Here is a 14,081-nt window from a genome sequence, read left to right on the forward strand (position 1 = left end):
GCCGCGAAGGCGTGTGTTTGACCGAATCGCCATGTCTGTCTGCTCTGCTTCATACGCGTCTATTCGCTTGTCGGAAAAGTCCAGCTGCAGGCTTTGCGGCCCTTTGCGCTCTCTTTGCGCCTTTGCGGTGAAGCATCAGCCCCCTGCCAGCATGCTCATGACCGCCATGCGCACCGCGATGCCGAAGGTCACTTGCGGCAGGATCACGGCGTGCTGGCCGTCGGCGACGGCGGAATCGATTTCGACACCGCGATTCATCGGCCCCGGGTGGAGCACGATGGCATCGGGCTGGGCGACGGCAAGCTTCTCGGGGGTGAGGCCCCAGACCTTGAAGTATTCCTGGCTGGAGGGCAGCAGGGCGCCCTGCATGCGCTCGTTCTGCAAGCGCAGCATCATCACCACATCAACGCCGCGCAAGCCCTCGTACATATCGTGGAAGACGCGCACGCCGAGGCGTTCGACGCCGGTCGGCAGCAGGGTTTTGGGGCCGATCACGCGCACTTCGGGCACGCCCAGCGTGGTCAGCGCGGCGATCTCGGAACGCGCCACACGCGAGTGCAGCACGTCGCCGACCACCGCCACGGTCAGCTTGGTGAAGTCTTTCTTGTAGTGACGGATGGTGTACATGTCGAGCAGGCCTTGCGTCGGGTGCGCATGGCGGCCGTCGCCGGCATTGACCACCGAGATGTGCTCGCGCCCGGTCGCCTGCAGATGCTGGGCGATCAGGTAGGGCGCGCCGCTCGAGGCGTGACGCACGACGAACATGTCGGCGCCCATCGCACAGAGGTTGTCGACCGTGTCGAGCAGGGTTTCGCCCTTGTTGGTCGAGCTGGTCGCGACGTTCAGATTGATCACGTCGGCCGACAAGCGCTTGGCGGCAATCTCGAATGTCGTGCGGGTGCGCGTGCTGTTCTCGAAGAACACATTGAACACGCTCTTGCCACGCAGCAGCGGCACCTTCTTGACCTCGCGCTCGGCCACTTCGGTGAAGGGCTCGGCGGTGTCGAGAATCTGTTCGAGAATGCGGCGCGGCAGCCCGTCTAGGGTCAGCAGGTGCTGCAGTTCACCGTTGGCGGTGAGTTGGGGATTACGCATCGGTCATCAACCTGAAGGAAAGTTCGCCGGACTCCGCACGCGACAATTGCAGGCTCGCTCCGGCAGGCAGTGGATCGGTCAGGGTCAGCGGGCAGTAGCTCGGCGCGATGGGCAGCTCGCGCCCGCCACGGTCGGCCAGTACCGCCAGTTCAACGCGGCCGGGACGGCCGTAATCGAAGAGTTCATTGAGCGCGGCACGCGTGGTGCGGCCGGTGAACAACACATCATCGACGAGGATCACCGTGCGGCCGTCGATATCGAAGGGGATATCGCTCTTGCGCGGTCGCGCATGCAGGCCGCGCGAGTTGTAATCGTCGCGGTAGAAGGCGACATCCAGCGTGCCCAGCGGCTCGGCGAGGCCCAGCTCGGCGTGCAGGCGCTCGGCCAGCCAGACGCCGCCGGTGTGGATGCCGATCATCACGGAATCGGCGCGCAGCGCCGGGCGGATCAGCGCGACAAGCTGCGCGCACAGGTGTTCAGCGTCAGGAAGTTGCATGATGGTCCAGATAACTCTGCAGGATTCGTTGGGCGGCGACTGCATCGAGCAGCCGCTTGCGTTCGCGCCAGTCGCGGGCCAGCTTGCCGCCCGCTTCCCTGAGGATTTCCTCGGCCTCGGCCGAACTCAGGCGCTCGTCAAACAGTTCCACCGGCAAGGCATAGCGCCCGTTGAGCTGGTTGGCGAAGCGGCGGCAGCGTGGCGCCATCTCGTGCTCGCTGCCGTCCTCGGTCGAGGGTAGCCCGACCACCAGACGCGCCGGTTGCCATTCCGCAATCAACTTGCCGATTTCGGCAAAGCGCAGCTCATTGGCCTCGCCATGAATCACCTTGAGCGGCTGCGCCAGCCCGCTCTCCGTCTCGCCGACCGCGACGCCGATACGTGCGGTGCCGAAGTCGAAGCCAAGCAGGGTCGGCATCCGGCTCAGGCGTGCCCGGCGACGTCGGACAGATTGGTGAAATCGATGCCGAGCAGCTGCATCGCCGCCGTCAGGCGCTCTTCGGGCGGCACGCTGAAAATGATCTGCGACTCGGCCGGCACCGTCAGCCAGGCGTTCTGCGCCAGCTCTTCTTCAAGCTGGCCGGCGTTCCAGCCCGAGTAACCGAGGGTGATCAGCACCTCGCCCGGCTCGCCGGAGACGCCCATTGCCTGCAGGATGTCCTTGGAACTGGTCAGCGCGATCTCGTCATTGACGCGCAGGCTGGACTGCCACTCGCCCACCGGGCGATGCAGCACAAAGCCGCGATCGGTCTGCACCGGGCCGCCAAAATACACCGGCTGCTCGGCCAGCTCGCCCGCGTCGATGGGGATATCCACGCGCTCGAACAGACCCTCGATGGTCAGGTCGATAGGGCGGTTGATGACCACGCCCAGAGCGCCCTCGTCGTTATGTTCGGCAACATAGACCAGGGTGCGCGAGAAGTTGGGATCCTCCATGGCCGGCATGGCGATGAGGAAGTGATGGGTGAGGTTCACGTTTTGCACGGCTGCATTGTATCGCGCCTTGTCGCAGAATGTGCCTCATGACAAGCCCTCACTCATGCTCCGATAGCGCCGCCCTGGTCTGGTTCCGCCGCGACCTGCGCGACTTCGACCACGCCGCCCTCTACCACGCCTTGCGCGCCCATCGCCGCGTGTTCTGCGCCTTCGTGTTCGACACAGAAATCCTCGACGCCCTGCCCGGTCAGGGCGCGCCCGGCAGCCCGCGCAGCGACCGCCGCATCGACTTCATCCACGCCAGCCTGCTCGAACTCGACACCGCACTGCGCAGCGCCGGCGGCGCGCTGATCGTGCGACACGGCCGCGCAAGCCAGGAACTTCCCGCCCTGGCGCGCGAACTGGGCGTTGCCGCCGTATTCACCAACCACGACTACGAACCGGCCGCCATCGCGCGCGATGCCGCCGTCGCCACAGCGCTGGCCGACTCCGGCATCGCCTTCACGAGCTTCAAGGATCAGGTGATCTTCGAGCGTGACGAAGTGCTGACCCAGGCGGGCAAGCCCTTCGGCGTGTTCACGCCCTACAAGAACGCCTGGCTGCGCAAGCTTGGAGAAGCGGGTGGCGAGTTCTACCTGCAAAGCTACCCGGTCGAGCGCTACCGCGCGCATCTTGCCGCCAGCCCGCTGGCGAGCGGCATTCCGCCGCTGGAAGCGCTGGGCTTTGCAGCGAGCAATCTCGCCGCGCTGCGCCTGCCCACCGGCATGTCGGGCGGCGCCGCGCTGTTTGAAGCCTTTCTCGCACGCATCGATCAATACAAAGCCGCCCGCGACTTCCCCGCCGTCAAAGGCGTCTCCTATCTCTCCACGCATCTGCGCTTTGGCACCGTGAGCATCCGCCAGCTCGCACGCGCCGCCTGGCAGCGCAGCGGCGTCTTGGGCAATGAGGGCGCAGCGACCTGGCTGTCGGAACTCGTCTGGCGCGACTTCTACCAGCAGATCCTGTTCCACCACCCGCAAGTCGTCGAGCACGCCTGGAAGCCTGAATACGATGATCTGCAATGGGAAAGCGGGCTGGCCGCCGACGCGCTGTTCGACGCCTGGTGCGCGGCACGCACCGGCTACCCCATCGTCGACGCGGCGATGCGCCAGCTCAACCAGACCGGCTTCATGCACAACCGCCTGCGCATGGTTACTGCGAGCTTCCTTACCAAGGACCTGGGCATCCACTGGCTGCACGGCGAGCGCTACTTCGCCCTGCATCTGAACGATTACGACTTGTCCGCCAACAACGGCGGCTGGCAATGGGCCGCCTCCACCGGCTGCGACGCCCAGCCCTACTTCCGCATCTTCAACCCGGTCTCGCAATCCGAGAAGTTTGACGCCCAGGGCACATTCATCCGCCGCTACCTGCCCGAACTCGCGCAAGTGCCCGACAAATACATCCACGCCCCCTGGCTAATGCCTGCACTCACCCAGCAGGCCACCGGCTGTGTGATCGGCGACCACTACCCGGCACCTGTCGTTGATCACGCCACGGCACGCGAGATTACGCTGGCGCGGTTCAAGCGTGGCTGAGCGAACAAAGCACACGTTCGGCCAAGAAAAATACATGCGGCATGTAAAGTTTTTAGGCCTATTCCCGTTAGCAGGCTGATGCAAAACTTTTTTCAACCTCAAAATCACATGATTTCAGGGGTGCTTCGAGCCTCAGCCACCTTGAAAAAATGGCTTGTAGGCGATTCTGAGAGGTTGTCATATTTTCAGGTGGCTTTGAATTTTGTTTTGCATCAGCCTGTTAGGCGTCTAACAACATCCAATTCCGGCGCGACGCCCAACACCGATTGGCTGACCGCACCCCCCAGACCAACATACAGAGACACTCATGCAGACACTGCTTAAACCCGCCGTCTGGCTGATGTCGCAGCTCAAGTTCTCAGCCAAGCTTTTAGTCGTTGCAGCAGCGATTATCCTGCTGGTACTCAGCTTGATCGTGACTACATTCACACAATTTGATGCAAATCGCGAGGCAGCCAAATCAGAATTGCGAGGCATCACAGTCTTGCGCCCGGCACTTGATCTGGTTTCGGCCTTGCAAGTGCACCGCGGCACCAGCTCAGCCGCCATTGGTGGTGATGCCGCCATGAAATCAGCCCAGCCCGAGAAGGCCGAGCAGGCAGACAAACTATTTACCGCACTCCAGACGGCGCTCGCCGAGGCCGCGCTCAGCAGCGAGTTGAACAAAGCTTTCGAAGCGCTCAACACACAATGGAAATCGCTGCGCGAAAATGGCATGTCCATGCCCCAGCAGCCCAACTTCAAAGCCCACACAGACTTGATCGAGGGCACCATGCTCTTCATTTCCAATCTGGCGGAAGAGTCTGGGTTGATTCTGGACCCTGAGGCCGAAACTTACTTCTCCATCGTCCTGACTGCAGAACAAGCCCCCAGACTGACTGAGCTGCTAGGTCGTCTGCGTGGCATGGGGGCCGGTTTCCTTGCCAGCAAGCAAATGACCGATTTGCAAAAAGCCGATTTCCTGGGCTTCATGGGCGGGATGAACAGCAAGCTGCAAGACTTCCATCTCAGCCTTGCACAATCGCAACGCAACTCGCCCGAGGCGCACAAAGCCGCGCTCCAGTCGCTGCAAAGCGGCCTTGCAGAAGAGATCGATCAGGTCCGGAAACTGGCTGAACGTGAGATCGTAGAGCAGTCCTTTTCTATCCCGGCAAGCGAATACTTCGCTGCGGTCTCAAAACCCATCAAACGCATCAACGACGCCAACCACAATTTCTTGCTTCCGCTCATCGAGCAGCAGCTGGCTGCGCGCGTGAGCCACTACAACACGCTCTTCATCGCACTGAGCGCGGTAACGCTACTGGTCTGCATGATCTGTCTGTACCTGTTCGCAGGCTTTTACACGGGTCTGAATGCTTCTTTAAAGCAGCTGATCGCAACATCGAGAGTCGTGGCTAACGGTAACCTGTCGCAACGCGTGACAATTTCCAGCAAGGACGAATTTGCTGACGTTGCCCGCGAATTCAACGCCATGGCTGATGCCTTCAGCAGAACCGTCCGTGAAGTTCAGGCCTGCGCCAATGACGTTTCGCAGTCTGCGGAGTCTCTGGCCGGGACTGCGCAACACGTCGCATCCAGCTCGTCAGCGCAAAACGAGGCGGCTTCACGCATGGCCGCCGCCATGGAAGAAATGGCCGTCAGCATTGGCGAGGTCGCCGAACACGCCAATACCGCAGCAGACAAAGTCACCGAAAGTGGCGCGCTATCGAGCAGCGGTTCGCTGCACGTCGAACGGTCGACGAATGAAATCAGCTCGGTCGCCAGTATGGTCACGGAAACTGCCTTGCAAATACGCGCGCTGGGTGACGAATCCGTGCGCATTGGCAGCATGGTGAATGTCATCAAGGATATTGCCGATCAAACCAATCTGCTTGCACTCAATGCAGCCATTGAAGCTGCACGTGCAGGCGAAACCGGGCGCGGCTTCGCCGTCGTCGCGGACGAAGTTCGCAAACTGGCAGAACGCTCAGCACGCGCAACAGAAGAAATTGGCGCCGTCATCCAGTCCATTCAGCAAAATACTGCACGCGCTGTCGAGACCATGGAGGCTGGCGTAGGTCGAGTACATAAAAGCGTAGACATTACGAATATGGCCAGTGGCGCCATGCAACAGATTCACCACCACTCTGAAATCGTTCGTCATTCAGTTGCGGAAATTGCGACCGCGCTGCGTGAGCAGCGCAACACCATTAATGATGTCGCGCGCACGGTCGAAAACGTTGCTCAAATGAGCGATGAAAACCATCAGGCCGTCAGCCAAACCACCACAACCGCATCCAAGTTGCGCGCGCTCTCGCAGACCATGCTCAGTACAGTCCAACGCTTTCATGTGTAATTCCGATCACGCCTACGCTCTGTCCAGGCGATGACGACACAAGATCGGCCCATAGCGCCACAGGTAGAGCAGGAAGGCGAAGCTCCACACCAGGGCGGCGAGCCACAGGCCGCTGATGTAGGCGGCGGGCCATAGCAGCACCGGCAGCACGCGCGCCAGCACGGCCAGCACCAGGGCGCCGTAGGCGGTGGCTTCGAGCCAGTCGACGCGCAGCATGCGGCCGGTGTGGCCGAGCGCGGTGCGGGTGATCATGGCGAGGATCAGGCCGGCCATGGCGCCGACGGTGAGCACGTGCAGCACGGCGCTGTGCGCAGCCGGCCACCACGGGCTGGCGGCCAGCAGGAGCAGCGCGACGAGGATCCAGGCATGCGCCAGATGCAGGCTCCACAGCAGCGGCTTGCCGAGGCTCGCCTGCGGGCGCCAGCCCTGGCAGCGGACGATCTGCGCCAGCGCGGCCGGCAGGGCCAGCGCAGCACACAGGACGGCCGATGCGTCCAGCGCCCAGGCCAGCAAGGCGCCGCCGGTGAGAGCCAGCGCGGCGGATTCGACGCGTGCATCACGCCACACGAGCGCACGGCCGCCACTGGCGGTGAAGCCGGGCACGATGCGGCCGGCAATCACGGTTTCGAGCATGGTCACCAAGGCGACCGCCAGATGCAGGCCGAGCGGCGGCGACACCGCCAGCCAGCCGGCCACCGCGGCATGCACCAGGGCATTGGCGGCGGTGAGCAGGAGCAGCATCAGCGGCAGAAAGTAGTTGCGCCGCTGGCGCGCGCGCCACAGCGCGGGGGCAATCGCCAGCGCGGCGAGCGGCAGGAAAGCCAGATCGAGCACGGCAGCCAGCCCGTGCGGGCCGCTGAGCATCGCAACACGCGCCGCCAGCCACAGCAGCGCCAGTGCTGCCAGCGGCTTGCCGCGAGGCATGGCCTGACCGGTCCAGTTGCCGACGGCGGTGAACAGGAAGCCGACGATCACCGCCGCGGCAAAGCCGAAGATCATCTCGTGCCCGTGCCAGATCAGGGCCGGCAGCGCCGGCTCAAGACGCAGCCAGCCGGTGATCAGCAGCAGCCAGAGCGGAATCAGCGTCGCCGCCAGCGCGGCCGCCAACAGATAGAAGGGCCGCAGCCCCAGCGAGAACAAAGCCATGCCCGGTGGCGGGCCGGCTTTGCGACGACGCGGTTCCTCGATGATGATGACGGCCATGCGGCTCTCCCGGGTGGCCCACAGGCCGTGTGAAGCAGACATAAAAAAGCCTGCCAGCGGCAGGCCTTGTATTGCGTTAAAGCGCGCTCAGGCCTTCTTGACCCAAGCCATGCACCAGCCCTTGGCGGCCACGTCCTTGCCACCGAAGGCGCCACAGGGGCCGCTGGCAGCGCCGGCCTTGGCGGTGTATTGGGTGCAGTTTGCACAGGTGTTGCCGACCTTGTAGGCGGGGTATTTCTTGGCGTCGACCTTGCTGGCGTCGGCCTTGTAGCCCAGCGCGATGGCGGTCGGATCATTTTCTTCCAGCTTGGCGGCAGCGGCGGTACGCACGCTCAGTGCGCCAACAGAAGCAACGGAGACGATGGACATGAAACGGCGGCGGCTAATCATGATGAAGTCCTCTGTGTTGGGTTGAAACGGTCAAGCGTGAGGACACTATACGAAAAAACAGTGCAGACCTTGCGCCGCATCAAGTATTTTCCCGCCGCTTCTGCTTGTTACGCGTAAACACGGAGTGCCGCAGATGCTTACCTGATGCGCCTCGGCAGGGCCGCCGGCGCGCGCAAAGCGCGCCACCCCCTACGCTGAACACGCCCTCACCCATCACCTGGCCTATAATCCGCCCTCGCCGACTGAATGGGTGTTTTATGAACGTGCTGTTTGAAGAGGATGGGTCTTTCAAGACGGGGACCATCCTCAGTGACCAAGACAGCTCGCTGCAAGTGGAAACACCACATGGCAAGCGGGTCAAGCTCAAGGCAGCCAACGTGCTGCTGCGCTACAACGCGCCTTCTGCCAGCGAGCTGCTGGCGCGCGCGACGAGCGAGAGCGCGACCCACGAGACCGATTTCCTGTGGGAGATGTGCGGCGATGCTGAATTCGCGTTTGCCGACTTCGCCGCCGACTACTACGGCCACACGCCCAGCGCGGTAGAAGCCACCGCCCTGCTGCTGTCGCTGCAGGCCGCGCCGATCCACTTCCACCGCAAGGGCAAGGGGCGCTTCCGCAAGGCGCCGCCGGAGATCCTGCAAGCGGCGCTGGCGGCGCAGGAGAAGAAGCGCCTGCAGCAAGAGAGCATCGAGCGCATGAAGAACGAACTGCTGAGCGGCACCCTGCCGGCAGAGTTCGCGCCCATGCTGCGCCCGCTGCTCTACAAGCCGGACCGCAACAAGCTCGAAACCAAGGCGCTCGAAGCGGCCTGCGAGGCCTCCGGCCAATCGGCGGCGCAGCTCCTGCTCAAGGCCGGCGCCCTGCCCAGCGCCTACGACTACCTGCTCGGCCGTTTCCTGTTCGAATACTTTCCGGAAGGCAGCGGCTTTCCGAGTCTGCCGGCGCCGGAGACGCGCGACGAGCTGCCGCTGGCCGAGGTCGAAGCTTTCTCGATCGACGATGCGACTACCACCGAAATCGACGATGCGCTGTCGATCCGCCCGCGCGAGGGTGGCGGCTGGACGGTCGGCATCCACATCGCCGCGCCGGGCCTGGGCATCACGCCGGGTTCGGACTACGACAAGCTGGCGCGCAAGCGCCTGTCCACGGTCTACATGCCGGGCAACAAGATCACCATGCTGCCCGACGAGCTGGTCAGCATCTTCACGCTTGGCGCCGGTTCAGCACGGCCGGCGCTGTCGCTGTATGTCGAGGTGAATGCCGATTACTCGATGGGCGCCATGCGCTCCTGCATCGAGCGCGTGCCGGTCAGCGCCAATCTGCGCCATCACGAGATCGAAGGCCTGTTCAATGAAGAGACGCTGGCCCAGGGCGGCGCCGACTTTCCCTTCAAGCGCGAACTGACCACGCTGTGGGAATTTGCCACCGTGCTCGAAGCCGGCCGCGGCAAGCCCTCGGCCAACCAGAACGCGATGGACTTCAACTACTACGTCGATTGGGACGTGCAGACCGAAGACGGCCCCGGCCAGGTCAGCATCGAGCGCCGCAAGCGCGGCTCGCCGCTCGACAAGCTGGTCGCCGAGCTGATGATTCTGGCCAATAGCAGCTGGGGCAAACTGCTGCACGAAGCGGGCATCCCGGCGATCTACCGTGCCCAGGGTGGCGGCCGCGTGCGCATGACCACCGCTGCCGCGCCGCACGAAGGTCTCGGCGTCGATTGCTATGCCTGGTCGACCAGCCCGCTGCGCCGCTATGTCGACCTCTGCAATCAGTGGCAGCTGATCGCCCACCTGCGCGGCGAAGCGCCGCACTTCCCGCCGCGCTCGGCCGAGCTGGCGGCGGCGATGAACGACTTCGACGTCACCTACAACGCCTATGCCGACTTCCAGCGCGGCATGGAGCGCTACTGGTGCCTGCGCTGGCTGCGCCAGGCCGGCATCCGCGAAACGGCGGCCCGCGTGCTGCGCGAGAACATCGTGCGCCTCGAAGAAGTGCCCCTGGTGTTCAAAGTGCATTCGCTGCCGGCGCTGAACAGCGGCGAGCGCGTGCAGCTCTCGCTCGAACACTTTGACATGCTTGGCGTTGAACTGCGCGCACGCTACCTCGCCACCCTGCCGCCGCTGACGCAGACACCGGAGACAGACGGCGAGGACGAGGCAACGAGCCCGGCGTAAAATTCCGCCCCATGTCGCCGCGCCCGAAACCCTCGCCCAAACCTACACGCAAGCCTGCGGTGCTGGCGCTGAGCATCGCTGCACCGGCCAAATCCTACGCGGTGGCGCTGGGCGCCGGCCTGTCGGTGCTGGCGCACGCGGTCTTGCTGGCCAGCGGCTTCATCAATGTGCCGGCCGGCGGCAAACAGCAGGATCGCGGCCTGCAGATCGTGCTGGTCAACGCCAAGCACGCGCGCAGCCCGCGTGATGCGCAGGCGATTGCGCAAGCCAATATGGATGGCGGCGGCAATACCGACAGCAAGGACCTCTCCAGCTCGCCGCTACCACCCGAGCAACGCGAGCAGTTGGGCGACTCGCTCAGCGATGCCAGTCGCCGCGTACAAGAGCTGGAAGCACGCCAGCAAGCCCTGTTGGCGCAGGCCAAAAGCGCCGCCGCAATCACCCCGTCGAGCGGCAAACGCTCACCGCAAGGCGCCCAGGCCGCAGCACCCCGTGACGGCAATGCGCTGGACGACAAAAGCCGCGTGATGAGCCAGCAGGAAGCGGTGGTCGAGCAGATGCTGCGCCAGTACGCGCAGCGCCCGCGCAAGACCGTCATCGCGCCGCGCACGCGCGAGTCGCGCTTTGCCCTCTACGCCGAGAGCTGGCGCAAGACGGTGCAGGACATGGGCACGCTGAAATTCCCCAAGGATGTGAACGGCAAGCCGATCTACGGCAGCGTCATGCTGTCGGTGGAAATCAACCGTTATGGCAAGGTGCTCGAAGTCAAGGTCGAGCGCAGCTCGGGCAGCCGCCGGCTCGACGAGGCGGCGGTGCGCATCGTGCACATGGCCTCGCCCTTCAAACCGTTCCCGCCCGAAGTGGCGCGCGACACCGACATCCTCGCGCTGGTGCGCACCTTCAACTTCCAGCAAAGCTTCGGCGATGCGGTGGTCGATGTAAAAGACGCGCTGGCCAGGTAAGCGCCAGCGCCAAGCCATCGCGCAGAAACTGCGCTAAGCGTCGCCCTCCTCGGCGAGAAACGGCAGGCGCAGGCGTCGCTCGGCATCCTCGGCCGCCACCGGCCGACTCAGCAGATAACCCTGTGCCAGATCACAACCGCAGTCGCGCAGCGCCTGCAAAGTCTCCAGATCCTCGACGCCCTCGGCCACCACCTGCAGCCCCAGGCTGTGCGCCAGGCCGATGGTCGAGCGCACGATGATGGCGTCCTGCTCGTCGCTGAGCATGTCGCAGACGAAGGAGCGGTCGATCTTCAGCGCGCGCAGCGGCAGGCGCTTGAGGTAGGCCAGCGAGGAATAACCGGTACCGAAGTCGTCGATGGACAGGCTCATGCCCAGCTGCACCAGGCGTTCGACGACGACCATGGCGCGGTCCGGATCGCCGATCAGCGCGGTCTCGGTAATTTCCAGCTCCAGCAGATGCGGCGGCACCTGGAATTCCTGCAGCAGCGCCGCCATCGAATCGGGGAAGGTCACATCGAGCAGGTTGCGCGTCGACAAGTTGATCGCCACCGGCAGATCGATGCCGCGCAGATGCCAGTCATGCATCTGGCGTAGCGCCGAGCGCGCCACCCACAGCGTGAGCGGGCGGATCAGGTCACTGGTCTCGGCGAACTGGATGAACTCGCCGGGCGGAATCTGCCCCAGCTGCGGATGCCGCCAGCGCACCAGAGCCTCGCAACCGGCCCACTTGCCGGTCGACAGCTCCAGCTGGGGCTGAAAGTGCAGCACCAGCTGATTGGTGACGATGGCCGAACCCAGCTCGGTCATCATCGCCAGACGGCGCGGATTGTGCTGATCGTGTTCGGGGTCGTAGGCGCAAATGTTGCCGACCGTGCTCTTGGCCGCGTACATGGCCACATCGGCACAGCGCAGCAAGGCATTGCTCGAATCGCCGTGCTGCGGGTAGATCGCCACGCCGATGCTGCCGCCCAGCTCGATGGCGATGCCCTGCACATCGAAGGGCCGGCGCAGTGCGCGGCACAGCATGCCGGCCATGTCCATGGAGTCGTCCAGCGACTCGGTGGCGCGCAGCAGGATCGCGAACTCGTCGCCGCCCAGGCGCGCCAGCATGGCGTCGTAACCGCTGAGCGCCTCGCTCAAGCGTTCGCCGACAAACTTGATCAGCAAATCGCCCGCGTGGTGGCCCAAGGTGTCATTGACCTCCTTGAAGCGGTCCAGATCGAGCAGCATCAGGCAGACCGACTGCGCCCGCTCGCTGGCGGCGCGAATGGCGCGCCCGGCCTCGCGATGCAGATGCGCGCGATTGGGCAGCAGGGTCAGCGAATCGTGCATCGCCTGGTGTTCGAGCACCTGCACATGGCGCGCATTGACCATCGCCAGCGCGACCGTCTGGCAGACCGTGTTGAGGGTTTCCATCTCGATATCGCCGAAGCTCTTGTGCGCTTCGTGATAGAGCAAGCCGATGCTGCCCAGGCCTTCTTCGCCAAAACTCAGCGGCATCACCACCAGGGAATTGAAGCCGCAGGCAACCAGGCCACGCTTGCCGTCCTCGCTGATCCGCTCGTCGTGCAGCACATTGCCGCTGATCAGGATGCGGTGCTGGCGCATCGCCAAGCCCGCCAGGCTGCCCTTGACCGGCACGCCATACACATCGATGGATTCCAGATCATTGGCGAGCACGCCATCGACGACGATGCGGCGCATGCGCTCGCCGCCGGGCATCACCTGCAGGAAGGTGATGCAGGGCACGTCTTGCAGCATGCGCATCACGCGCACGGTTTCTTCGGCGATCAGGCGCACATCGGTCATGCCGTGCAGGCGACTGGCCAGCCGATTGACCAGCTGCAAGGCGCCATTGCGCCGCGCCAGTTGCAGCGCGGACTGCTGCCGCACGCGCTCGGCCATGCGCCGCTCGGTGACATCGCGCACGATGGCCAGCACCACATGTTCGCCATGGCTGATCATCGACGCAGCGCTGATCTCGGCATCCCACTCGACACCATCGGGACGCTTGAAACGCCACTCGAAGAACACCGGCACGCCGTCCTGCAGCGAGCGCTGGATGTCCTGCAGCTTCTCGGTCGACACGCAGCCATCGGGCTGGATCAGCGGCGACAGATCGCCACGCCGCGAATTGGCCAGGGTCTCCAGCGAGCAGCCGAACAAGGCCTGGCCACGCGGATTGCAGGAGACGATGCGCTCGCCCTTGAAGGTCAGGATGGCGTCGCCCGCGGCATTGAACAGCACGCGATAGCGCCGCTCACTGTCTTTGAGTGCATGAAAGACCAGCAGGTGCGACACCAGATCGGCCACCGAGGTGGCGAAATGCAGTTCCTCGCGTGTCCACAGGCGGGCGCTGCCGACATGCTCGACGCGCAGCAAGCCGCCAGGGCGGGCGCCGTTGCGCAGGTTTGCATCGATCACCGCGCCGATGCCATTGGGTTGGAAGTAGCCTTGCAGCAGCTCGGCGTAGCGCGCGTCATTGAGTACATCGGCCGAATCCATGCAGCGACCGGCCGCCAGCGCGCGGAAGTAGTTCGGCGCGGTCGCAACGGAGAGTTGCGGTGCCTGGGCATAGCGCAGATCGTTGGCATCGAAATGCAGGGCACATTCGGCCAGCGTCGCCGTGTCGCCAAACAGCCAGACGCCGACTCGCGCCACATCCAGGGCCTGGCTCAGGCTGTTGCTGATCTGCAGCAGGGCACCGCGCAAATCGCTGTCCCACAGAAGTTCGTTGCTGGCGAGTCGTTCAAATGCGGCGGACAGATTGCCTGGCAAGGGCTCGCTTTGTTCTAGAGACGGGAAATTCATTGTTGTTGTGTTCGCTTCCTGATTGCCTGCACACCCGGACACACTTGCTCTAGCTCCCGGGCCGCCACGCCATCCGCCGGATCAGCGTCAACAGGCCCTCTG

11 protein-coding genes are annotated in these 14,081 nt (G+C 64.0%); 4 read left to right on the forward strand and 7 right to left on the reverse strand.

Features of this window, described 5'->3' with window-relative positions; all coding sequences use genetic code 11:
* Nucleotides 1-135: 135 nt before the first annotated feature.
* The 4 genes from ABDB84_RS01470 to ABDB84_RS01485 are packed head-to-tail and all read right to left on the reverse strand — an operon-like array spanning nucleotide 136 to nucleotide 2,536.
* Nucleotides 136-1,095, reverse strand: coding sequence for an aspartate carbamoyltransferase catalytic subunit (locus tag ABDB84_RS01470; protein ID WP_345917893.1), 960 nt, complete (start codon nucleotides 1,093-1,095; stop codon nucleotides 136-138).
* Nucleotides 1,088-1,591, reverse strand: a complete 504-nt coding sequence (gene pyrR / locus ABDB84_RS01475; RefSeq protein WP_345917894.1) for a bifunctional pyr operon transcriptional regulator/uracil phosphoribosyltransferase PyrR — start codon at nucleotides 1,589-1,591, stop codon at nucleotides 1,088-1,090. Before pyrR ends, ABDB84_RS01470 begins: the two co-directional genes overlap by 8 nt.
* On the reverse strand, nucleotides 1,578-2,009 hold the full coding sequence (gene ruvX / locus ABDB84_RS01480) for a Holliday junction resolvase RuvX (RefSeq protein WP_345917895.1): 432 nt from the start codon (nucleotides 2,007-2,009) through the stop codon (nucleotides 1,578-1,580). Before ruvX ends, pyrR begins: the two co-directional genes overlap by 14 nt.
* A gap of 5 nt (nucleotides 2,010-2,014) precedes the next feature.
* Complete coding sequence (locus ABDB84_RS01485; RefSeq protein WP_428715065.1) at nucleotides 2,015-2,536, reverse strand: YqgE/AlgH family protein; 522 nt, start codon at nucleotides 2,534-2,536, stop codon at nucleotides 2,015-2,017.
* Between the two features lie 77 nt (nucleotides 2,537-2,613).
* Here ABDB84_RS01485 and ABDB84_RS01490 point away from each other — a divergent pair, with 77 nt between their 5' ends.
* The gene (locus ABDB84_RS01490) at nucleotides 2,614-4,104 is read left to right on the forward strand and encodes a cryptochrome/photolyase family protein (RefSeq protein ID WP_345917897.1); all 1,491 of its coding nucleotides are present in this window, start codon (nucleotides 2,614-2,616) and stop codon (nucleotides 4,102-4,104) included.
* A gap of 307 nt (nucleotides 4,105-4,411) precedes the next feature.
* Nucleotides 4,412-6,439, forward strand: coding sequence for a methyl-accepting chemotaxis protein (locus ABDB84_RS01495; RefSeq protein WP_345917898.1), 2,028 nt, complete (start codon nucleotides 4,412-4,414; stop codon nucleotides 6,437-6,439).
* Nucleotides 6,440-6,451: 12 nt separating this feature from the next.
* Here the strand turns inward: ABDB84_RS01495 and ABDB84_RS01500 are convergent, their stop codons facing one another.
* Nucleotides 6,452-7,684: an NnrS family protein gene (locus ABDB84_RS01500; RefSeq protein ID WP_345917899.1), complete on the reverse strand. Its 1,233-nt coding sequence runs from the start codon at nucleotides 7,682-7,684 to the stop codon at nucleotides 6,452-6,454.
* A 45-nt stretch (nucleotides 7,685-7,729) separates the two neighbouring features.
* A complete protein-coding gene (locus ABDB84_RS01505; RefSeq protein WP_345917900.1) occupies nucleotides 7,730-8,032 on the reverse strand; it encodes a high-potential iron-sulfur protein in 303 nt (100 codons plus the stop codon).
* A 257-nt stretch (nucleotides 8,033-8,289) separates the two neighbouring features.
* Between ABDB84_RS01505 and ABDB84_RS01510 the strand changes: the two genes are divergently transcribed.
* Together ABDB84_RS01510 and ABDB84_RS01515 are read left to right on the forward strand one after the other, a co-directional pair.
* Nucleotides 8,290-10,206: a ribonuclease catalytic domain-containing protein gene (locus tag ABDB84_RS01510; RefSeq protein ID WP_345917901.1), complete on the forward strand. Its 1,917-nt coding sequence runs from the start codon at nucleotides 8,290-8,292 to the stop codon at nucleotides 10,204-10,206.
* An 11-nt stretch (nucleotides 10,207-10,217) separates the two neighbouring features.
* The gene (locus ABDB84_RS01515; RefSeq protein WP_345917902.1) at nucleotides 10,218-11,168 is read left to right on the forward strand and encodes an energy transducer TonB; all 951 of its coding nucleotides are present in this window, start codon (nucleotides 10,218-10,220) and stop codon (nucleotides 11,166-11,168) included.
* A 33-nt stretch (nucleotides 11,169-11,201) separates the two neighbouring features.
* Here the strand turns inward: ABDB84_RS01515 and ABDB84_RS01520 are convergent, their stop codons facing one another.
* Nucleotides 11,202-13,979 (reverse strand): bifunctional diguanylate cyclase/phosphodiesterase, encoded by a 2,778-nt coding sequence (locus tag ABDB84_RS01520; RefSeq protein WP_345917903.1) that lies wholly within the window; start codon nucleotides 13,977-13,979, stop codon nucleotides 11,202-11,204.
* Nucleotides 13,980-14,081: the final 102 nt, after the last annotated feature.

It is taken from the genome of Uliginosibacterium sediminicola (genome assembly GCF_039631295.1).
Classification (GTDB): domain Bacteria; phylum Pseudomonadota; class Gammaproteobacteria; order Burkholderiales; family Rhodocyclaceae; genus Viridibacterium; species Viridibacterium sediminicola.